This is a genomic window from Propioniciclava coleopterorum (assembly GCF_011393335.1).
Taxonomy (GTDB): Bacteria; Actinomycetota; Actinomycetes; order Propionibacteriales; family Propionibacteriaceae; genus Propioniciclava; species Propioniciclava coleopterorum.
Map to the genome: position 1 here is coordinate 3347029 of NZ_CP049865.1, position 20411 is coordinate 3367439.

25 protein-coding genes and 1 pseudogene are annotated in these 20411 nt (G+C 71.8%); 18 read left to right on the plus strand and 8 right to left on the minus strand.

Features of this window, described 5'->3' with window-relative positions; genetic code table 11:
- Positions 1-452: 452 nt before the first annotated feature.
- Complete coding sequence (locus G7070_RS15870; RefSeq protein ID WP_166234544.1) at positions 453-848, plus strand: DUF3224 domain-containing protein; 396 nt, start codon at positions 453-455, stop codon at positions 846-848.
- 165 nt (positions 849-1013) lie between these two features.
- On the opposite strand, the gene G7070_RS15875 is transcribed toward G7070_RS15870, so the two are convergent.
- Complete coding sequence (locus G7070_RS15875; protein ID WP_166234545.1) at positions 1014-2180, minus strand: VOC family protein; 1167 nt, start codon at positions 2178-2180, stop codon at positions 1014-1016.
- Between the two features lie 253 nt (positions 2181-2433).
- Between G7070_RS15875 and G7070_RS15880 the strand changes: the two genes are divergently transcribed.
- Positions 2434-2955, plus strand: a complete 522-nt coding sequence (locus tag G7070_RS15880; RefSeq protein WP_431977959.1) for a DUF1345 domain-containing protein — start codon at positions 2434-2436, stop codon at positions 2953-2955.
- A gap of 13 nt (positions 2956-2968) precedes the next feature.
- On the opposite strand, the gene G7070_RS15885 is transcribed toward G7070_RS15880, so the two are convergent.
- Positions 2969-3673 carry a C40 family peptidase gene (locus tag G7070_RS15885; protein WP_166234546.1) on the minus strand — a complete coding sequence of 235 codons (705 nt, stop codon included), beginning with the start codon at positions 3671-3673 and terminating at the stop codon, positions 2969-2971.
- On the opposite strand from G7070_RS15885, the gene G7070_RS15890 reads away from it, so the two are divergent.
- The 7 genes from G7070_RS15890 (at position 3651) to G7070_RS15920 (ending at position 8274) form a co-directional block, all read left to right on the plus strand.
- Positions 3651-4241 carry a hypothetical protein gene (locus G7070_RS15890; RefSeq protein WP_166234547.1) on the plus strand — a complete coding sequence of 197 codons (591 nt, stop codon included), beginning with the start codon at positions 3651-3653 and terminating at the stop codon, positions 4239-4241. The two genes, G7070_RS15885 and G7070_RS15890, sit on opposite strands and share 23 nt — an antisense overlap.
- A 224-nt stretch (positions 4242-4465) precedes the next feature.
- Entirely contained in the window at positions 4466-5176 is a 711-nt protein-coding gene (locus G7070_RS19060; protein ID WP_166234548.1) for an ankyrin repeat domain-containing protein, read from the plus strand.
- A complete protein-coding gene (locus G7070_RS19065) occupies positions 5173-5703 on the plus strand; it encodes an ankyrin repeat domain-containing protein (protein ID WP_246227165.1) in 531 nt (176 codons plus the stop codon). Before G7070_RS19060 ends, G7070_RS19065 begins: the two co-directional genes overlap by 4 nt.
- Before the next feature lies 1 nt (position 5704).
- Positions 5705-5989, plus strand: a complete 285-nt coding sequence (locus G7070_RS15905; RefSeq protein ID WP_166234549.1) for a hypothetical protein — start codon at positions 5705-5707, stop codon at positions 5987-5989.
- Complete coding sequence (locus G7070_RS15910) at positions 5971-6717, plus strand: hypothetical protein (RefSeq protein WP_166234550.1); 747 nt, start codon at positions 5971-5973, stop codon at positions 6715-6717. Before G7070_RS15905 ends, G7070_RS15910 begins: the two co-directional genes overlap by 19 nt.
- Before the next feature lie 45 nt (positions 6718-6762).
- Complete coding sequence (locus G7070_RS15915; protein WP_166234551.1) at positions 6763-7578, plus strand: hypothetical protein; 816 nt, start codon at positions 6763-6765, stop codon at positions 7576-7578.
- A 45-nt stretch (positions 7579-7623) separates the two neighbouring features.
- A complete protein-coding gene (locus tag G7070_RS15920) occupies positions 7624-8274 on the plus strand; it encodes a hypothetical protein (protein WP_166234552.1) in 651 nt (216 codons plus the stop codon).
- 4 nt (positions 8275-8278) lie between these two features.
- Here G7070_RS15920 and G7070_RS18090 read toward each other — a convergent pair whose 3' ends face one another.
- Both G7070_RS18090 and G7070_RS18095 read right to left on the minus strand, forming a co-directional pair.
- Complete coding sequence (locus G7070_RS18090) at positions 8279-8641, minus strand: hypothetical protein (protein WP_206079834.1); 363 nt, start codon at positions 8639-8641, stop codon at positions 8279-8281.
- A gap of 247 nt (positions 8642-8888) precedes the next feature.
- Positions 8889-9200 (minus strand): hypothetical protein, encoded by a 312-nt coding sequence (locus tag G7070_RS18095; RefSeq protein WP_206079835.1) that lies wholly within the window; start codon positions 9198-9200, stop codon positions 8889-8891.
- 100 nt (positions 9201-9300) lie between these two features.
- Between G7070_RS18095 and G7070_RS15930 the strand changes: the two genes are divergently transcribed.
- The 5 genes and pseudogenes from G7070_RS15930 (at position 9301) to G7070_RS18105 (ending at position 12320) form a co-directional block, all read left to right on the plus strand.
- Positions 9301-9696 (plus strand): TOBE domain-containing protein, encoded by a 396-nt coding sequence (locus tag G7070_RS15930; protein ID WP_166234553.1) that lies wholly within the window; start codon positions 9301-9303, stop codon positions 9694-9696.
- A complete protein-coding gene (modA, locus tag G7070_RS15935; protein ID WP_246227166.1) occupies positions 9693-10481 on the plus strand; it encodes a molybdate ABC transporter substrate-binding protein in 789 nt (262 codons plus the stop codon). The genes G7070_RS15930 and modA overlap by 4 nt, the downstream gene beginning before the upstream one ends.
- Positions 10478-11272: an ABC transporter permease gene (locus tag G7070_RS15940; RefSeq protein ID WP_166234554.1), complete on the plus strand. Its 795-nt coding sequence runs from the start codon at positions 10478-10480 to the stop codon at positions 11270-11272. Before modA ends, G7070_RS15940 begins: the two co-directional genes overlap by 4 nt.
- A gap of 59 nt (positions 11273-11331) precedes the next feature.
- Positions 11332-11678, plus strand: a pseudogene (locus G7070_RS20060) (ATP-binding cassette domain-containing protein); the annotation flags it as partial.
- The gene (locus G7070_RS18105) at positions 11679-12320 is read left to right on the plus strand and encodes a TOBE domain-containing protein (RefSeq protein WP_206079836.1); all 642 of its coding nucleotides are present in this window, start codon (positions 11679-11681) and stop codon (positions 12318-12320) included. It abuts the pseudogene before it with no gap.
- Between the two features lie 64 nt (positions 12321-12384).
- Here G7070_RS18105 and lpdA read toward each other — a convergent pair whose 3' ends face one another.
- A complete protein-coding gene (gene lpdA, locus G7070_RS15950) occupies positions 12385-13785 on the minus strand; it encodes a dihydrolipoyl dehydrogenase (RefSeq protein WP_166234555.1) in 1401 nt (466 codons plus the stop codon).
- 70 nt (positions 13786-13855) lie between these two features.
- Here lpdA and G7070_RS15955 point away from each other — a divergent pair, with 70 nt between their 5' ends.
- On the plus strand, positions 13856-15379 hold the full coding sequence (locus tag G7070_RS15955; RefSeq protein WP_431977905.1) for a UDP-N-acetylglucosamine 1-carboxyvinyltransferase: 1524 nt from the start codon (positions 13856-13858) through the stop codon (positions 15377-15379).
- A gap of 104 nt (positions 15380-15483) precedes the next feature.
- Here G7070_RS15955 and pdxY read toward each other — a convergent pair whose 3' ends face one another.
- Positions 15484-16338, minus strand: a complete 855-nt coding sequence (gene pdxY, locus G7070_RS15960) for a pyridoxal kinase PdxY (protein ID WP_166234557.1) — start codon at positions 16336-16338, stop codon at positions 15484-15486.
- A 71-nt stretch (positions 16339-16409) separates the two neighbouring features.
- Between pdxY and G7070_RS15965 the strand changes: the two genes are divergently transcribed.
- The 3 genes from G7070_RS15965 (at position 16410) to G7070_RS15975 (ending at position 18947) form a co-directional block, all read left to right on the plus strand.
- Positions 16410-17189 (plus strand): glycerophosphodiester phosphodiesterase family protein, encoded by a 780-nt coding sequence (locus tag G7070_RS15965; RefSeq protein ID WP_246227167.1) that lies wholly within the window; start codon positions 16410-16412, stop codon positions 17187-17189.
- Positions 17186-18517, plus strand: a complete 1332-nt coding sequence (locus G7070_RS15970) for an MFS transporter (RefSeq protein WP_246227168.1) — start codon at positions 17186-17188, stop codon at positions 18515-18517. The genes G7070_RS15965 and G7070_RS15970 overlap by 4 nt, the downstream gene beginning before the upstream one ends.
- Positions 18518-18614: 97 nt before the next feature.
- The gene (locus G7070_RS15975; RefSeq protein ID WP_166234559.1) at positions 18615-18947 is read left to right on the plus strand and encodes an RNA polymerase-binding protein RbpA; all 333 of its coding nucleotides are present in this window, start codon (positions 18615-18617) and stop codon (positions 18945-18947) included.
- 74 nt (positions 18948-19021) lie between these two features.
- On the opposite strand, the gene G7070_RS15980 is transcribed toward G7070_RS15975, so the two are convergent.
- Together G7070_RS15980 and G7070_RS15985 are read right to left on the minus strand one after the other, a co-directional pair.
- Positions 19022-19540 carry an FxsA family protein gene (locus G7070_RS15980; RefSeq protein ID WP_166234560.1) on the minus strand — a complete coding sequence of 173 codons (519 nt, stop codon included), beginning with the start codon at positions 19538-19540 and terminating at the stop codon, positions 19022-19024.
- Positions 19540-20406: a polyprenol monophosphomannose synthase gene (locus tag G7070_RS15985; RefSeq protein ID WP_166234561.1), complete on the minus strand. Its 867-nt coding sequence runs from the start codon at positions 20404-20406 to the stop codon at positions 19540-19542. The genes G7070_RS15980 and G7070_RS15985 overlap by 1 nt, the downstream gene beginning before the upstream one ends.
- Positions 20407-20411: the final 5 nt, after the last annotated feature.

A 20411-nucleotide genomic window follows, 5' to 3' on the forward strand; every position in this document is an offset into this window, starting at 1 on the left:
GGCAACTGCACGTGGTCCAGGCTCGCGGGAAGGCGTTCACGACCAACCGGGCTACCTGGATGGAAACTGGCAGGACTGGCGCCGGCGTCGTGCGCACGGAGTTTGGTCAGGGGCGATCACTCGACGACGTCGATGCGGAGTTGGCCGCAACGCCGAAGGCCAGCCAGGGCGACCGAGGCCTCCGGCAGCACCATCGCGGTCCTCGTCGCCAGGGATCGTTCGCAGAGTCGGGGAGTGATGCTCGTCGCTTCAGTGGCCGACGTCTGCCAGGGGGAGACTCTTTGGCGTGCGTAATGTCATAATGCATATTATCGGACAAGGATGTGCGGTGGACGGAGGCGCGCTCGAAGCCACTTCTCAGCCCTCCACTCCGCTTCGGGTGCAGCGTCGTCAGCCCTCTGTTGGCGCGTTCCTTCAAGTCGTTCCACATCCGGCGGTGCCAGCATGGTGTCATGACCACCACTCACGCCCAGGGCACCTTCGACATCGACATGCGACCCACCGAGCCGGTGGCCGACGGCCGCATCGGCCGGTTCGACCTCTCCAAGAACTTCCACGGCGATCTCAGCGGCACGGCGGAAGGCGTCATGCTGGCCGTCGGCGATCCGACCAGCGGGAACGCGGGCTACGTGGCGCTCGAAGTCCTGCAGGTCGAGCACGACGGCCGCTCCGGGACTTTCGCCCTCCAACAGTTCGGCAAGATGCGTGGCGGCGAGTCGACCCTCGACTACATCGTCGCGCCGGGGTCCGGCACCGGCGACTTCGCGGGTATCGGCGGCGTCTTCACCCTGACCGTCGACGCGGACGGCGTCCACCACTACGACCTCGCCTACGAACTCCCTGAGTGATCCACGCCGAGGCTTGGAAACAATGTTTTATTGTTTCGACAACCACTGAAGAAGGAATGTCGCCCTTTCGACGAAATAGCCATGTCCGAGGCGCAATAGGCTTTCTGGCAAGGCCTGTCCCCCGCGCCGGCGACCGGGAAAGTGAGCGTCCGGGACGCGGTGCGCTCAGGCGCCGTTCGCCAGCACCAGTTCATTGCCCTCCGGATCGGCCAGGTGGGCACTCCCCTCCCCCTCCGACAGGAGCGATCCCCCGGCCGCCAGCGCTGCGGCGACGCGGTCGGCCAGCGTGTCGGCGGGGACCGTCAGCACCACATGGACGCGGTTGCGCTGGCCGCGCCGCTCGGTGTCGTCGGTGTCGAGTCGCTGGAACGCGAACACGGGGTTGAGCCGCCGCGGGTCGACGATGTCGGTGAGACCCTCCCGGCGATCGTGCTCGTACCCGAGCGCCGCGACCCAGAACGCCCGCACCGCCGCCACGTCCGCGGCGTCGAGGAACACCTGGACGAAGCGGGCAGCCTCCGGATCGGCCACGGCTCCCCCGGCCCGCGCCGCGGACTGCAGGCGCCCGGCCAGTTCGCCGAACTCCAGGTCGAGGCCGTGCGCGTCGGCGTCCCAGCGGTCCTTGCCGCTGTCGAGGATCACCCAGCCCGGACGCAGGTCGATCAGCAACGGGAAGCCGACCTCCTGCGCCAACGCGGCGGACGCGGCAGCGACCTCGGTCTGCCGCGCCACGGTCTCGACGCGGTAGCACGCGACGGCGCTGAAGACCGCCTGCCAGTCCTCGGTGCCCGGCGCGTCCAGCGGATCCCCCGGCACCAGGTCGACCTCGTTGCCGTCGGGGTCGGCGTGCCGGACGCCGTAGGGCCCGGAGCCCTCGCCGAGGCCCGCCCGGGCGACGACCTCCGCCGGACGCACGACGTCGAGATGGATCCGGGAGCGGAGCGGGCGCGCCTCCTCAGCGGCCGCCACCAGCAGCGCGGGGTCACGGCGCCACGGATCCCGCAGTTCGTCCTCGCCGGCAGGCCGGCCGAGGGCGGCGGCCCAGAAGCCGGCCACGCCGGGGCGGTCGGTGGCCTCGATCACGACGTCGAGTTCCTGGAGCGCTGCGGGATCGGCTGTCAGGCCGAGATCCCGTGCCGCGCCGGAGACGGCGTCGACAAGGCTCGGGTCGGCCACCCGTACCCGCACCCCGGTGGGGCGGACGTCGATCAGGCTGTCGGGCGCCAGGGCGAGGATCCGCTCGGCCAGGAGCGCGCTCTGCGTGAGTGAGCCGGTGTCGAACCACGCCGTCGCGAGCCGGTTCAGGGTGCGCCAATCCGAGGGTGTCGTCATCTGGGCACTCTAGGCCCGCCCTCCGACACTTCGCACTCGCGCACGCGGCGCCAGGGTTCACCCCTTCCGGACGCGTGACAGACTGCGTCCGTCGTCCGCACCCCGGTCGACGCCCCTGAGACCCCTCCCCCAAGGAGTTGTGACCATGGCCCGCCGCATCGATCTGGGAGCCCGCCGATTCTGGTGGGGACTGCTCGCCGGGGCCGCCATCGGCACCACGACTTAGCTGTTCACCGCCCGTTGGGAACTGGGGCTGCTCGTGCTGGTGCTGGCCACCGCGCTGGTGCAGGTCGTCTGGACGCTCGCACTGCTGTGGCCGATGGACGCCGCCCAGACCAAGGAACGCGCCGAGGTCGAGGACCTGCGCGGTGAACTCGGCGACTTCGCGCTCCTGCTCATCATGGTGGGCAGCCTGACGGTGATCGGGATCCTGCTGTTCAACGGCGGGCCGAGCAAGGTGCTCAACGCGGGGCTCGCGCTGGCCGCGATCGCCTCGGTCTGGATGATGCTGCACTCGATCTACACGGCGCGCTACGCCCGCGCCTACTACCGAGGCACCGACGGCGGCATCGACTTCAACACCAGCGAACCTCCGTGCTACAAGGACTTCTACTACTTCTCCTTCAACCTCGGCATGACGTACCAGGTCTCCGACACCAACGTCACCTCGACGGCCCTGCGCACGGAGATCCTCCGGCACTGCCTCTACAGCTACGTGTACGGCACCGGCATCATCGCCGTGACGATCAACCTCGTGATGAACGTGGTCAGCTGAGCGTCCGCGACGATCATCCGAACACGCGCTTGACGTAGGGAAGGACGTAGCTGGAGCCGTACTGGGGCGTGTAGCGCCGCACGCCGGCGGTCGGCCCGTAAGCCTCCATCATCGTGCCGTCGCCCAGGTCGATCGCGACGTGATGGACGACGCCCGCCTTGCTCCCGAAGAAGATCAGGTCGCCGCGCCGCCGCTGCTCGAGCGGGATGCTCGCGAAGTTCCTGTGCGCGTACAGCTGCTGGGAGGTGCGATAGGTCGGCTCGGCGTGCTTCACCACCGAGATGGGCTGAGGGTCGTAGCCCGCCGCGTAAATCGCCTGCAGGACCAGGCCCGAGCAGTCGAACCCGAGTTCGTAGGGACCTGCGCCGCCCCACGTGTAGCGAGACCCCTTCTGGGAGAGGGCGTACTCGATCATGGTCGCGGTGCGCTGGGCCGGCGTCGCTGAGAGCGGAAGCCGCGGCGCGACCTGGTACGCGTCGGCCGTCCACGGGTGCCCGGTGTCGAGCGCGTTCCACGTCGTCTTGTCGACGATGCCCGTCGCCGGCAGGCCGTGCTGCTGCTGGAATGCGAGCACCTTCGCGCGGGTCGCGGCGTCGTAGGTTCCGCCCTTGGACGTGGGCGCATCGATGCCGAACTCCTTGCGGATCAGGTAGACGCGGGTGCCGTTCCACCCGTCCCTGATGGTGACGCCGCCGGTGACCGGCGTGATCGAGGTCACGAACCGCGGCGCCCGTGCAGACGTGCGCGCCGGGGCGGCCGGGGACGGTCGCGCGCTGGTCGTCCGGGCCGCCGTCGCGCGCGGCGTGCGCGAGGCCGTGGTCGCCCGCGGCGAAGCCGGCCGCGTCGAAGGGGCTGCCGTGGCGTCTGCGGTGGTCGGCGAGTTCTTCGGGGTCGGCGTCGGCGTCCCCGTGGCGGAGGCGGTCGTAACCGGTGCGGGAGTGGGCGCGGCGGTGGGCGGCGGGGTCGTCGAGACCGACGGGGCGGGCACGGCGAGCGACGGCCGGGCCGCCTCGATGACGGACGGCAGCCCCGCCAGCACGACGAGTCCGAGGGCGACCGAAAGCGTCAATCCGACAATGCCGACCTTGGTCGTCACGAGACCTCCCTGTCACTCGCCCGGGCTCATCATGGACGTAATTCCCACACGACTCAACAATCGGGTCCCCCGGATCGATGAATGGGTCGTCGCGGCGACCGGAATAACCCGAAAAGGGGGATATCGTGGGATGTTTTCCCGCCGAGATTCCCCGGGGGGCCCGGAGAACGGCCCTCCCTTCCAGCGGTAGACGCTTCGCAGCGGGCCGTTCGACCTCGGCCCTGGACGCAGGCGCCGCCCGCGGGGCCGCTCCCCTGTGGTTGGAACTCGCGCCATGAGGCTCACCGCCGGGACTCCTGCGAGTCTCCGGCTGGAGTACCCGCCCGATCCGCCGACGCTCGATCGGGGCCGCCGAAGGCCCCTGGTCGGCCTGGGTAGGCTTCGGCCCAGACGCCACCCCGAGGAGGACTCCCCATGCCCACCGCGCCAGCCCTCGGCGTCCTCGTCGGGATCGTCGCCGGCGCCGTCCTGACGGCGTGCACCCCTGGCCCGGCGGCCGAGGACGGGTCGCACCGCACCGACGCAGCCGGCCCCGAGTCGCCCCGCCCCGAGTCGACCGACGCCGAGGCGGATGGACGCCTGCGGGACGCCGCGTGGGCCGGCGACGTCGACGCGGCGACGCGCCTGATCGCGGCCGGCGCGGACGTCGACGCGAAGGACGCGACCGAGCAGTCCGCCTACCTGATCGCGACGAGCGAGGGACACCTGGACCTGCTCGAGCTCACCCTCTCCCACGGCGCCGACGTGGCGGCCCTCGACTCCTGGAACGGCACCGGCCTGATCCGCGCGGCCGAACGCGGGCACTGGCTGGTGACCGGGCGGCTGCTGCGGGCGGGGATCGCGCGCGACCACGTCAACCGGATCGGCTACCAGGCGATCCACGAGGCGATCTGGTTGGGCCGCGACGACGACGCCTACGTGGCCACGGTGCGGATCCTCGCGGCGGGCGGGGCCGACCTGACGCGCGCCTCGGGCAGGAGGGCCTCACCCCCGCCGCGATGGCCGCGCAGCGCGGACACGACCGCCAGGCCGCCGCGCTGGCGGCGATCCTCGCGGCGCCGACGCCCACCGATCCCGACGCCGCCCTGCTCGATGCCGCCGGTCGCGGTGACGCCGATGCCGTGACGGTCGCGCTGCGCGCCGGCGCCCACCTCGATACCCGGGACGCTGCCGGCCGCACTCCCCTGCTGCTCGCCTCGGCCGGCGACCACGTCGCGGCCGCACGCGTCCTGGTGGCGCTCGGCGCCGACCCCGACGTCTACGACGGCCGGCGCGACACGCCCTGGCTGGTGACCGGAGTGACCGGCAGCGTCGCCATGGCCGACGTACTGCTGCCGGTCCACCCCGACCTGAGCCTGACCAACCGCTTCGGTGGCGTCTCGATCATCCCGGCGTCCGAGCGGGGGCACGCCGCCTACGTCCGGCGCGTGGCCGCGGCAGGGATCGACGTGAACCACGTCAACGACCTGGGGTGGACGGCGCTGCTGGAGGCCGTGATCCTGGGCGACGGCGGGCCCGCGCACCAGGACGTGGTCGCCGCGCTGCTCGGCGCCGGCGCCGACCCCCGCATCGCGGACCGGGACGGCGTCACCGCGCTGGAGCACGCACGTCGTCGGGGCCAGGCGGCCGTCGTGGCCCAGTTGGGCGGCTGACGTGGCGCGACTCGTCGATCCCGACACGCCGCTCGGCGACCTCACCGGCTCGTCCCTGCTCGCGGAGGGCACCACCTGGAAGGGCGTCCCCGTCCGGTTCGCGATCTTCGTCGAGCCGGCGCCGGGCGGCCGCTGCCGGCTGCGGGCCGACCTGCTCGACGTGCTCGCCCGGCGTGCCGAGGCCAGCGGGCAGGGAGCCCTGTTCGATCCGGACGGGGCCGACGGCGTCCTGCCTGCCGCGACGCCGCTGCGCTACGCGGTGCAGGGGTGGCCGAGGTCGACCTGATCCGGGCCACACCCGCCGAGGTCACTCGACCGCTGCCTCGCGGCGTCAAGGCGGCCGGCTTCGCGCTGCTGATGGCGGCGGGACTGTTCGCGGTCGTGGTGGCCTTCCCCCTGGAGCGCACGATCGGGCAGTTCCTGCTGATGGCCGGCGGCCTGCTCACCGCCGCCACGGGCGCCATCCTCGGCGCCCGGCAACTCGGCGAGGGCGATCCGCGGCCCCGCGTCCTCACCGACGGCGAGCCCGTGAGCCGGGTCGACGAGGGTGCGCTGCTGGCCCGGGCCGGCGCCGGTCCCACCCCCGCAGAACGGGTCGACGTCGTGCAGGCCGCCTACGGCGAGTTGCTCAGCGACATCGTGTACCGGATCGAGAACTCGGCGCTCTTCGACGCTGCGGTGCCTCAGACGCAGCGATTCCAGATCGCTCTCGTCACCTGGGACGCCGACGCTCCCGACGCGCCCGCGTTGGCGACCGAGGTGGAGGAATCCTTCGCCGCAGCCCGCGCCCACGCCGAAGAACGCGGCCTGGATCACCTGCCGCAGACCGCCCGCGAGCCTGCCCGGCGCGCGGTGAAGGCGGCCATCACCGCCCTGGCCAGCGCCGACGCCGAGCGGGAGGCGGCGGCACAAGCGGCCGCCGGCCTCGTCGCCGGCCTGAGCCTGTACTACCTGCCGGTGATCGACCCCCGCACGCCGTCGCTGGTCGCCGCCCGCCGCGAACTCGACCGCTGACTCGGGGTGCGCGAGGAGGCCCTCCGGTGTGATTGTCTGGTGGTCATGAGCCATCGATCCTGGGACACCCTGCCGCTCGACACGTCGATCGGCGCCCTGGAGGGCACGTCGTTCCTGGCCGCGGCGGACCGCGACAACCACGTCGTCGGCTCGGTGCTGCGGCCCCGGACCGCGACCTCGTCCGCCCGCTTCGTCGAGACGCTCACCACCCGGGGCGGCTCGAGTGGACGCCGCAGCCGCGAGGTCAATCCCGGGCTCTCCCTGGCGGCGCTGTGCGCGCTGCTCGGCGTCGCACCCATGTCGGCGATCGCGCTGCCGGCCGTCGACTGGCTGAACGTCAGCACCGACAGTGTCCGGGCCGGGGAGAAGTTCTGGCGGTTGCCCACGCTCCTGGACCGGGTGCCCACGCCGCAGAACCGGCTCGAGCAGTGTCGCGCCCGTGTCGAGGCGGTCAAGCAGTCCTACGGCCGGCTGCGCGGCGACCTGGTCTACCGGATCGAGAACGCCGCGCTGTTCGACCCCGACGCGCCGCTGACCCGGCAGTTCGAGACCGCGCTGGTGCTGTGGGAGGACGTGGACGCCACCACCCCGGACTCCGAGATGCTCCGACGCGCGGGCATGGTCGAGGTGACGTTCGACACCGCCCGGGCGGCGGCCGAGACGGTCGGCCTGGCGCACCTGCCCGAGACGACGCGCGGCGACGCGGACCGCGCCGCCAAGGCCGCGCGGCTCGCCCGCGCCACGGACGTGGACGCCGAGCGCGCCATCGCCACCGACCGGGTGGCCGGCATCCTCCGCCGGCTCGACCTGCCGTACCTCCCCGATCCGACCGTGCTGGACCGCGCGCTGACCCGGGGCTGAACCGCGGCCGTCGCGCCGCCGGACGCCGTCAGTAGAGTGCGCGACATGGCACGCCCCCTCCGAGCCGCCGCCGCGCTGGCCGCCCTCGCGCTCACCCCGGCGCTGACAGCCTGCCTGGGCCCGCGGCCCTCCGGCGCGTGGGACGCGCCGGCCGTGACGGCGCGGGCCGCCATGACCGACCACACCGACGCGCTGATGCAGCGGCTCCAGGCGGGGCCGTCGCTCACCCGGGGCGTGTACGACGCGTGCCGGCAGGGCCAGCACAACTGGAAGATCGACGATCCGTTCGACTGGCTGTGCCGCCGCCAGATCACGGACGTGACCCGCGCGGACGGCGCCGACACCGCCGCGGTGATCGCCGCCACGGTGGAACGGGTGCGCGCCGCGGGCTGTGCCCCCGAGGCCCGCGAGGTCGACATGGTCACCCGGTACTGGGCGAACTACGGGCTGCGGGGCAGCACCGACTCGGGAAGGCCCTACGGCATCGACGACCTGCCGTCGTTCCGGGCGGCGTGCGCCGACGGGATCACGCTCGAGTCGTCCTTCAACTCCGCCGCCGGCGTGCCGCGCGCGCTGTTCCCCTACACCGCCGACGAGCAGATCGAGGCGGTGCCCGCTGAGGCGTCCGGGTTGCCGGAGGGGACCTACGTGATCTTCGAGGCGGCCGCGGTGTACCACCGGGTCCCGGCGCGCTGAGGCCTCACTCGAACAGCACGTACTCCGGCGTGGGCGTGAGCGCCATCACCTCGGCCGGCGACATTAACCGTCGGCCGTTGCGGGTGTCCTCCTCGAAGAACAGCTTGAAGCCGAGGTGGACCCCCGGCGGCGTCCTGGCCACGATCCGGCGCCACGTGTCCGTCTTGGCCTCGGGCGACCCGATCCCGTCGATCGACTTGACCAGGACCACGCCCGGACGAGCGGCGATGCCCGCCTCGTCGGTGATGATGTTCTCGTGCAGCTGGTGGTACAGCAGCACCTTCTCGGGCAGGTCGTGCTCGGCCACCAGGCCGCCGACGTAGGCGGAGATCGCGTCCAGTTCGGCGCCCGAGGTGCGCCCGAACACCTTGCCCGGCACCTGGTCGGGGCCGACCGCCCACTCGGGGTCGAGCGCGAGCCCGACGTCGGGGTGGACCAGCCACTTCTCCAGGTGCTTGACCTCGTCGAGGAAGGCTGCGCGGCCGGGCTGGATGTTCAGCAGCAGGATCGCCCGGTGCCGGCGGGCGGCGTCGAGCCAGCGCTGGATGATGTCGTCGGACGCGCGGGTCCGGTAGGTGCCGTCGGCGCCGGGGTCGCATGCACGGTGACGGCGATCAGCTCCATGACGGGCAGGAGCTCGCGGTCCCCCACGTAGTCGGCGCCGGCCCGCTCGATCTCCGCCATCCGTTCATCCAGGTCGCCGGTGCCGAGGCGCCCCAGCGCCGTCGACCCGGGTAGCCCGAGTACCCGAACAACCGGTACTCCGGGAAGATCGTCCGGCCGCCGCGCGGCAGTTCGGGCGGCTTGGGTCGGCTCAACTCGCCCACGAGCGCGGCCCCGCCCCAGATCACCGCGATCAGCCCCGCGAGCACGGCCAGCACGACGAAGAACCGGGGTTGGATCTTCCAGCGGTAGGAGGCCTCCACGTCTCGAGGCTAGCGCCCCATGACGGCGTTTTCCGGGACGACACACAAAGTGGCCGCGACGGATTCGAGAACGGGCACATGCGGTGCTACGGTTCGAATCATGACGCAAATACGGATCAGGGACGCCGCGGAGCTCCTCGGAGTCAGCGACGACACCGTTCGCCGCTGGATCGACGAGGGCCGCCTCGACGCGGCCAGCGATGCCGCGGGCCGCCGCGTGGTGGACGGGGTGTCGCTGGCGGCCCTGGCCCAGGAGCGGGCCACCGCTCCGGGGACACCGGACCGGCGGATGTCGGCACGCAATCGCCTCGCCGGGCTGGTGACGAAGGTGACCTCGGATCCCGTGATGTCGCAGGTCGAGCTGCAGTGCGGCCCGTTCCGCGTGGTGTCCCTGCTGTCCACCGAGGCGGTCCAGGAACTCGGACTCGCGCCCGGCGTCGTGGCCGCCGCGTCGGTCAAGGCCACGAACGTGGTCGTCGAACGGCTGGATCAGTGAGGCTCCGCATCCGCCGCGTCGGCGCCGTCCTCGCCTCGCTCGCCGTGCTGGGCGGCTGCGCCGCGTCCCCCGCCGTCCCCTCGGCCACGCCCACGGGAACGGGCCCCGCCGCGGTCTCCGGCGAGATCACCGTGTTCGCGGCCGCCTCCCTCAAGGGCGCCTTCAGCGACATCTCGGCCGAGTTCGTCAAGAAGCACCCCGAGGCGAAGGTGACGTTCTCGTTCGACGGCTCCAACTCGCTGGTCGACCAGTTGGACGGCGGCGCCCGCGCCGACGTGTTGGCCACGGCCGACCAGCCCAACATGGACCGGGCCGTCGCAGCTGAGCTGGTGGGTCCCCCGCAGCCCTTCGCCACCAACGTCCTCACCGTCGTCACTCCGCCGGACAACCCCGGCCGGATCACCGGCTTCGACGCCTCCCTGGACGGCAAGCGGCTCGTGATCTGCGCGCCGGCCGTGCCGTGCGGCAACGCCACCGCGAAGCTCGCGCAGGCGTCCGGGCTGACGCTCAAGCCCGTCTCGGAGGAGAGCAAGGTCACCGACGTGCTGGGCAAGGTCACCTCGGGCGAGGCCGACGCCGGACTGGTGTACACCACCGACGCCGCGGGTGCGGGCGCGAAGGTGAAGGCCTTCCCGATCGCCAACGCCGACGTGGCCAGGAACGACTACCCGATCGCCGTCGTCACCGGGGCCGGGAACGCGGCGGGCGGCGAGGCGTTCTCCGCCTACGTGCGCAGCGCCGACGGGCGGGCCGTCCTGGCCACGTACGGCTTCGGCGAGCCGTGATCCGTCCCCCGCTCCCCCGCTGGGTGCGGGCGGGGGCGCTGCTGGCCGTGATCTTCCTCGGCGTGCCGATCATAGGCGTCCTGGTACGCATCCCGTGGGCCGAGGTACCGCGGCTCCTCTCGGCCCCCGCCTCCCTGGACGCCCTCGGACTGAGCCTGGCCACCTGCCTGGCGGCCACGGTCGCCTCGGTGCTGCTGGGGCTGCCGCTGGCCCTGGTGCTGTCGCGCGGCACCGGCAGAGTGACGGTGGCGCTGCGGACGCTGACCGCCCTGCCCATGGTGCTGCCGCCGGTCGTCGCTGGCCTGGCGCTGCTCGTGACGCTCGGACGCCGCGGCGTCGTCGGCCAGCACCTCTCCGTGCTCGGCATCGAGATCGGCTTCACGACGCTGGCGGTCGTGATCGCGCAGACCTTCGTGTCGATGCCCTACTTCGTGGTGAGCGTCGAGGCGGCGCTGCGCGGCACCGACCCCGGCCTGGAGCGGGTCGCCTCCCAGCTCGGCGCCGGCCCCACGACGGTGCTGCGCCGCGTCACCCTGCCGCTGCTGGCCCCGGCGCTCATCGGCGGCGCGACCATGGCGTTCGCCCGGGCGTTGGGTGAGTTCGGCGCCACGCTGACGTTCGCGGGCTCGCTGCAAGGCCGGACGCGGACGCTTCCGCTGGAGATCTACCTGCTGCGCGAGTCCGACACCGACGCCGCGCTGGCGCTCGCGCTGGTCCTGATCGTCGTGGCCGCGACGCTGATGGCGCTCACCACGTGGCTCACCCGGACCAGCGCGGCGGCGCGAGCATGACCGGGGACCTGCGGGTCCGCGCCGTCATCGGGCAGCGCGGCTTCGACGTCGACGTGACGATGCCCGGCGGGCGCACCACGGCGGTGATCGGGGCCAACGGCGCCGGCAAGTCCACCCTGATCGACCTCGTCGCGGGCGGTCTGCGGCCGCCCGGCACCGTGGTGCGGCTCGGCGAGGTCGACCTCAGCGACGTGCCCGCCCACCGCCGCCGCGTCTCGATCCTGAGCCAGCAACCGCTGCTGTTCCCGCACCTCAGCGTCCTCGACAACGTCGCGTTCGGCCCGCGATCCTCCGGGACGCCGACCGCCGCTGCCGCCGTCCGGGCCCGCGCCGAGCTGGCCGACGTCGGCTGCGCCGACTTCGAGCCGCGCCGCCCCGCGCAGCTCTCGGGGGCCAGGCGCAGCGCGTGGCGCTGGCCCGCGCGCTCGCGATCGACCCGCGCGTCCTGCTGCTGGACGAGCCGCTGTCGGCGCTGGACGTCGCCGCCGCCGGCCAGGTACGGGCGGTGCTCGCCGAGCGGCTGGCCGGCCGGACGTGCCTACTGGTCACCCACCACCCCCTCGACGTGTGGACGCTGGCCCACCACGTGGTGGTGCTGGACGCCGGCCGCGTCGTGGATCAGGGCACGCCACAGGAGGTGCTGGCTCGCCCCGCCACCGGGTTCGTCGCGCAGTTGGCCGGCCTGTCGGTGCTGCGCGGCCGGGCGTCCACCGGCGGCCTCACGCTGCCCGACGGCACCGAGGTGGCCGGCATGCCGCAGGAGGGCTGGACCGGGAACGGAGCCGGACTGGCGACCATCCCCCCGGACGCCGTCGCGCTGTACGCCACCCCGCCCGAGGGCAGCCCCCGCAACCGATGGCCGGTCACCGTGGCGGCCGTCGAACCCCGGGGCGCGGTCGTCCGGGTCGGCGTCACGCTGCCCGGCGGCGACACGCTCGCCGTCGACGTCACGGCCGCGGCCAGCGCCGCCCTCGGCCTGGCGCCCGGCGTGACCTGCTGGGCCGTCGTCAAGGCCACCCAGGTGTCCCTGCACCCCGGCCACGACTGACCCGGACGCCACGCGGCCCCGCACCCGACGAAGGGTGCGGGGCCGCGGCCGCTGTGGCGTGCGATCAGAGGTTGATCATGTGGCCGGCGACGCCCTCGACAGCCTCCTTGATGGCCTCCGACAGCGTCGGGTGCGCGTGGACCGAGCGGCCGACCTCGTCGGCGGTCAGATCCCACATCTGCGCCAGCACCAGCTCGGGCAGGAGCTCGGTGACGTCGGGGCCGATCATGTGGGCGCCCAGGATCTCGTTGTGCTCGGCGTCGGCGACGACCTTGACGAAGCCCACGGCGTCCCCCAGGCCCCAGGCCTTGCCGTTCGCGGAGAACGGGAACTTGCCGACCTTGACGTCGAAGCCCTTGTCCTTGGCCTGCTGCTCGGTGTACCCGAACGAGGCGATCTGCGGCTGACAGTAGGTGGCCCGCGGGATCATGTCGTAGTTGATCGCCATGGTCTCGGCGCCCGCCAACGTCTCCGCGGCCACGACCCCCTGCGCCTCGGCGGTGTGGGCCAGCATCAGCTTGCCCGTGCAGTCGCCGATGGCGTAGATGCCGGGCACGTTGGTGCGCATGAAGTCGTCGATCTCGATGACGCCGCGGTCGGAGACGGCGACGCCGGTGTTCTCCAGGCCGTAGCCCTCCACGCGCGGGGCGAAGCCCATCGCCTGCAGGAACTTGTCGGCCTCCAGCACCTGCGGCTCGCCGCCCTTCGCCGGGGCGACGGTCACCTTGACGCCGGAGCCGGTGTCCTCGACGGTCTGCACGGCCGTCCCGGTGAGCACCTTGATGCCGAGCTTCTTGTACGCCTTGGCCAGCTCCGCCGACACCTCCGGGTCCTCGTTGGGAACCATCCGGTCGAGGAACTCCACGATCGTGACGTCGACGCCGTAGCTGTTCAGGACGTAGGCGAACTCGGTGCCGATGGCGCCCGACCCGCCGATCACGACCGAGCCCGGGAGGGCATCGGCCAGGATCTGCTCCTTGTAGGTGATGACGTTCGGGCTCAGCGACGTGCCGCGCAGCAGCTTGGTCGTGGCGCCCGCGGCGATGATGCAGTTGTCGAACGTGAGGGTCTCGGTGGAGCCGTCCTCCAGGGCGACCGAGATCGAGTGCGCGTCGACGAACGTGCCCCAGCCGTTGAACTCCTTGATCTTGTTCTTCTTCATCAGGTAGTGGATGCCGCCCACCATGCGCTCGGACACCTTGCGCGAGCGCGAGAACGCGACGCCGTAGTCCACGGTGATGTCGCCGGAGATGCCGAACTGCTTGGCCTCCTTGGTCACGATGTGCGCCAACTCGGCGTTCCGCAGGAGCGACTTGGTGGGGATGCAGCCCACGTTGAGGCAGACACCGCCCCAGTACTCCTTCTCGATGATGGCAACCTTCTTGCCCAGCTGCGCGGCACGGATGGCGGCCACATAGCCGCCCGGGCCGGCGCCGAGAACAACGACGTCGAAGTGAGAGCTCATGGCCTTCACTTTAGGGCCTGACCCCGGGGCCGGACGACCGGCGTTGGCCCGTGCACTAGAATCGCCCCTCGTGACATCGAAAACTTCCACCGGCATCGGCAGGCTCATCCGGGACGCCCGCATGCAGCGGGGTCTGACGCACGCCCAGGTCGCCGACGCGCTCGACCTCGAGCCGACCGACGTCCGCGAGATCGAGACCGGGGGCACGTCGCTCGACCTCGACCAGATCGCCCGCATCGCCTCGGTCCTGCAGGATCCCTCGCTCGCCCCGGTCGGCCGCACCATGCATCTGCGGATCAAGGGGCCGACGACGCTGCGCGGCAGCATCGACGTCCGGTCGTCCAAGAACGCCGCCGTCGCGCTGCTGTGCGCGTCCCTGCTCAACAAGGGACGCACCGTCCTGGAGGGCGTGGCGCGCATCGAGGAGGTCAACCGCATCCTGGAGGTGCTCTCCTCGATCGGCGTCAAGGTCACGTGGTCGCCGGACAAGTCCGAGCTGGAGCTCGTCCGCCCCGAGATGCTCGACCTGGCGGCCATGGACGTCGCCGCCGCGCGCCGCACCCGCAGCATCATCATGTTCCTGGGCCCGCTGCTGCACCTGCTCCCCGAGTTCCAGCTGCCCTACGCGGGCGGCTGCAATCTCGGCACCCGCACCGTCACCCCCCACCTGCAGGCCCTGCAGCTGTTCGGCCTGGACGTCAAGGCGACCGAGGGCTGGTACCAGGCGGCGGTCCGCGAGACCGACGACGGCGTGCGTCACATCACGCTCACCGAGCGCGGCGACACCGTCACCGAGAACGTGCTGATGGCCGCGGCGCTGTTCCCCGGCACCACCGTCATCCGCAACGCGTCGCCCAACTACATGGTGCAGGACCTGTGCTTCTTCCTGGAGGCCGTCGGCGTCACGGTGGAGGGCATCGGCTCCACCACCCTCACGGTGACCGGCGTCGAGGAGATCGCCACCGACGTCCGGTTCGCGCCCTCGGAGGACCCGATCGAGGCCATGAGCCTCATCACCGCGGCCGTCGTCACCAAGTCGGAGATGACCGTGCGCCGGGCGCCCATCGAGTTCCTCGAGATCGAGCTCGCGATCCTCGGCGACATGGGGCTGCGCTACGACCTCAGCGAGGAGTACCCGGCCCACAACGGCCGGACGCGCCTGGTGGACATCACCGTGCACCCCAGCGCCCTGCACGCGGCCCAGGACAAGATCCATCCGATGCCGTTCCCGGGCCTCAACATCGACAACCTCCCCTTCTTCGCGGTGATCGCGGCGGAGGCGGAGGGGCGCACCCTGATCCACGACTGGGTGTACGAGAACCGGGCCATCCACCTGCTCGAGCTGGGCAAGCTCGGCGCGACGACCCAGTTGCTCGACCCGCACCGCCTCGTCGTCGAGGGCCCGACCAGCTGGCGCAGCCAGGAGCTCGTGTGCCCGCCGGCCCTGCGCCCGGCGGTCTGCCTGCTGCTGGCCTCGATGGCGGCGCGGGGCGTGACCGTGCTCCGGGACGTCTACGTCATCAACCGCGGCTACGAGGATCTGGCCAACCGACTCAACAAGCTGGGCGCCGACATCCAGGTCTTCTACGACTGATCGCCCGCGTACGCAGCGATGCCCCGGCCTTCGCCGGGGCATCGTCGCGTTCGGGACCGCTCAGCGCACTCGTCGGGAACCCGACGCGGCCGCGATCGGATCGCTCAGCGCAGCCGTTCGACCTCGAAGCTGTGCGTCGGGGAGACCAGGTCGTCCTGCGCCGGTACGAGCGCGAGCTCGCGACGGTCGAGCCGGGTGGTCTTCTCCAGCACCGAGTAGACGACGTCGGCGGTGCGGCCCACGGCGTCGGCGAGCGAGGCGCCCCCCAGCAGCGATGCGAGGAAGATGCTCGCGGTGAGGTCGCCGGAACCGGTGAACGAGCGCTCGAGCATCGGGGTGGTGACGCCCCAGGCACCGTCCTGGTCCACGGCCACCATCATCACGGTGTCCGGTGCGGCGCCCTTGGCGACCACCGAGGTCACCAGCACGACCCGGGGCCCCTGGGCGCGCAGCGCGTCCGCCGCGGCGAGCACGTCCTCGACCGTCTCGGTCTCCCGCCCCGTGAGGAAGTCGAGTTCGTAGTGGTTCGGCGTGAGGATGTCGGCGGCCGGCACCACATGGTCGCGCATGAACTCGGGGATGCCCGGCAGCACGTACATGCCCCGCCCCACGTCGCCCATCACGGGATCGCAGCACCACACCGCGCGCGGGTTGCGCTCCTTGACCAGCCCGACGATCTTGAGGATCTCCGCCCCCATCGCCGGCGCGCCCTGGTACCCGGTCAGGACGGCGTCCACCTCGGGCAGCACCCCCAACTCGTCGATGCCCTGCACGACGTCGGCGACGTCGGAGGGCGCCAGCAGCGGGCCGCGCTTGCCCGGGTAGGACGTGTTGTTCGAGAAGTGCACCGTCAGCACCGGCCACACCTCGAAACCGAGCCGCATCAGCGGGAACGTCGCCGCGCTGTTTCCGACGTGGCCGTAGGCCACCGAGGACTGGATCGAAAGAATCGTCGTCACGGACGCCCATTGTGCTCCCTCTCGGCCGGGTCTTCATCACCCGTTCACGCCCGATCCCTAAGGTGAGCCCCATGCGCGCCGACGCCTACGAGTACTTCGCCCCGCCGTTCGCGGCCCTGGCGCACCGCGGCGGGTTCTCCCCCGACGCCCCACCCGAGGTCGAGAACAGCCTGCGCGGGTTCGCCGCTGCCGTCGCGCTGGGCTTCGGGTACCTCGAGACCGACGTGCACACCACCGCCGACGGCGTCCTGGTGGCCTTCCACGACGACCGCCTCGACCGGGTGACGGACGCCGCGGGCGCGATCGCCGACCTGCCCTGGTCGGAGGTCGCCCGCGCCCGGATCGGCGGCAGCGAGCCGATCCCCCGCTTCGTCGACCTGCTCGACGCCCTGCCCGGCGCCCGGTTCAACGTCGACCTCAAGCATCCGAGCGCCGTCGAACCCCTCGCCGACCTGCTGGGCCGCCGCGACGGCGAGCGCGTCTGCGTGTCGAGCTTCACCACCGCCAGCGTCCGCCGGTTCCGGGCGCTCACCGGCGGGCGGATCGCGACGGGCGCGTCCCCGAAGGAGGTGGCCGGCTTCGCCGTGCCGGGGCTGCGGCGGGTGTGGCCGCTGGCCGGGCAGGCGTTCCAGATGCCCACCCACGAGCCGCGCACCGGCGTCCCGCTGCTGACCCGCGGGTTCCTGGCGGCGGCGCACGCCCGCGGCGCCCGCGTCCACGTGTGGACCATCAACGACCGCCCCGAGATGGAGCGGCTGCTCGACCTCGGCGTGGACGGTATCGTCTCCGACGACCTCCTGACCCTGAAGGACGTCCTGATCGACCGTGGCCTGTGGGAAGGGGACCGATGAGCGAGCACGCGACGACGGCGCTGGAGGCGTCCCTGCCGGTCCCCCGGCGCAAGGTGTGGGCCTGGGCGATGTGGGACTGGGGCACCCAGCCGCTGAACACCGTCATCATCACCTTCGTCTTCTCGGTCTACATCACGAGCAAGGCGTTCGGCCCGGAGAACACGACCTCGATCGCGCTGTCGGTGTCCAACGCCGTGGGCGGCCTGATCGTCGCGCTGATCGCCCCGGTGCTGGGGCAGGCCTCGGACCGCTCGGGCAACACCGTGCGGAACCTGCGGTGGCAGACCTGGGCGATCGCCGCCCTGGCCGCCTGCCTGTTCTTCGTGGCGCCCGCCCCCGCGTACCTGTGGCTGGGACTCGGCATCCTGGCCGCCGCCTCGATCGTCGGTGAGATCGCCAACGTCAACTACTACTCGCTGCTCGACGACGTGGCCACCAAGCGCGACGTCGGCCGGGTTTCCGGCTTCGGCTGGGGCATGGGCTACCTCGGCGGCATCGTGGCGCTGATGGCGCTGTATTTCGGCTTCATCCAGCCCGAGGTGGGGCTGTTCGGGGTCACCGACGCCGGCGGGATGGACATCCGGGTCTCGATGCTTTTCTGCGCGGTGTGGATCGCGCTGTTCACCATCCCGACGTTCGTCGCGCTGCGCGACAAGCCCAAGCAGGCCGCGCCCCGCGTCGGCGTCGTGGCGTCCTACCGGCTGCTGTTCGCGTCGCTGCGTCGGCTCTGGGGCACCAGCCGCAACACCGTCCGGTTCCTGATCGCGTCGGCGCTGTTCCGCGACGGCCTCGCGGGGGTGTTCGCGTTCGGTGCGGTGCTCGCGGCCACCACCTTCGGGTTCTCGGCCGGCCAGGTGATCATCTTCGGCGCCGTCGCCAACGTCGTGGCGGGCGTCTCGACCATCGCCTTCGGCTATCTGGACGACCGGATCGGGCCCAAGCGCGTCATCATGATCTCGCTGGTCGCGCTGTGCGTGTTCGGCGTGGGCGTGTTCGCGCTCCACGACCGCGGCCAGATCGTGTTCTGGACGCTCGGACTGGCCATGTGCGCCTTCGTCGGTCCCGCCCAGTCGGCGTCCCGGTCCTTCCTGGCGCGCCTCATCCCCGAGGGCAGGTCGGGCGAGATCTTCGGGCTCTACGCCACGACCGGGCGCGCGATCTCGTTCCTGTCCCCGGCGCTGTTCGGGCTGGCGATCTTCCTGGGCTCGCTGGCGACCGGGAGCGACAACACCCAGTACTTCGGCATCCTCGGCATCGTCGTAGTGCTGATCGCCGGCCTGGTCATGATGCTGCGCGTCAGCGACCCGGCCGCCGACGAGACCCTCTGAGGGCCCCGGCGGGTACGACCGTGGTCCACAACCCCTCGCGGGCAGGGGCGGGAACAACGCGCCGACCGGTAGCGTTGAGGCCACGAAGGGAGGACACATGGCAGACAAGGCACTGAGGGGGCACGGTCTGGGCTCCAAGAGCCTCGCCGATCCGTCCGGAGTCGAGATGGCCGCCCGGCAGGAGATCGCGTTCGATTGTCCCAAGGAGCACCACTTCTCCATCACGTTCGCGGCGGAGGCCGAACTCCCCACCGAGTGGGAATGCCCGCGTTGTGGGCAGATGGCGCGCCGCTCCGACGGCGTCGAGCCCGAGCCCAAGGAGGTCAAGCCGGTGCGCACGCATTGGGACATGCTCCGCGAGCGCCGTTCCATCGAGGAACTCGAGGACATCCTCGCCGAGCGGCTGGGCGAGATCCGGCAGGAGCCCTGACCCGGCACCCGAACAGACGACGAGGGCCACGCACCGCAGGTGCGTGGCCCTTTTCCGTGTCCGGGGCTCGTCGGTCAGGGTTCGATCTCGCCCTTGATGACCGTCGGGTCGTCGGGCTTCGGCGTGTTCCGGTCGGGACGCTCGGGATCGCGCACCGTCTCCCCCTCCACGACCGAGCCGGGATCCATCTGGGCCAGCAGCAGGTCCATCTGGTCGCGGTAGGGCCGCGTGATCCCCGCGAACAGGGCCTTGACGCCGCGGCGCGCCAGCGGCCGGGTCGCCGGGATGATGAACATCAGCCCCACGACGTCGCTGAGGATGCCGGGCAGCAGGAACAGCAGGCCGCCGGTGAGGACCAGCGCGGCGTCGGACATCCGGGCCGAGGCCTCGTCCGGGTGCGCCTGCGCGTCCCGCAGCGACGCCCACGCCTTGCTGCCCTCGTGCCGCCAGATCAGGCCCCCGACGACCCCGCCGGCGAGCAGGAGCAGCAGGGTCCAGCCGACCCCGATGCCCTGGGCGATCCAGGCGAGCAGCGCGATCTCCGCGACCGCGAGGACCGCGAGCACCACCAGGGTCACCCGGGACAGCGACATCAGGAGTCGCTCCCCTTGCCCGCGCGGCGGGCGCGGACGGCGTCCTGGGTGGCACGGGAGAACGCGCCGACGAAGCGGCCCGCCTTCTCGCCGGCCTTCGCGGCCTTCTCCCCCAGCGTCCCACCGAGTTCGGCGAGCTGGGCGCCGCGGTGCTTGACGCCCCAGCGCGCGGTCTGCACGGCGGCCTCGAGGATGATGTCGGAGTTCATCTTGGAGACGCCGTGCTCGCGCTCCATGAACTCGATCGGCACCTCGACGACCTTGTAGCCGCGCTGCAGGGCGTTCCAGGTCAGGTCGACCTGGAAGCCGTAGCCGTAGGTGGAGATGTCGTCGATGATCGCGCGCAGCACGGGCGCCTTGAACAGGTTCAGGCCGCCGGTCGGGTCCTTGACGCCGATCCCGAGCCACAGCCGGGTCCACAGCGAGCCGCCGCGCGAGAGCAGTTCGCGGCTCTTGGGCCAGTTCACGACGCTGCCGCCGCGCACCCAGCGGCTGCCCTTGACCATGTCGGCGTCCACGAGCGCGTTGAGCAGCTTGGGCAGTTCCTCGGGCTGGTGCGAGCCGTCGGCGTCGTGCTCGACCAGCACGTCGTAATCGCGGTCCAGGCCCCAGCGGAAGGCGTCCAGGTAGGCCTTGCCGAGGCCCTCCTTGCCCTGGCGGTGCACGACGTGGATGTGGTCGTCGGCCGCGGCGAGTTCGTCGGCGCGCTTGCCCGTGCCGTCCGGGGAGTTGTCGTCGGCGATGAGCAGGTGTGCCTGCGGCACCGCAGCCCGCAGCCGCGAGGTGATCATGTCGACGTTCTCGATCTCGTTGAAGGTCGGGATGATCACCAGGATCCGACCGAGCCCTTCGTAGGGCTGTGCCATGTTCG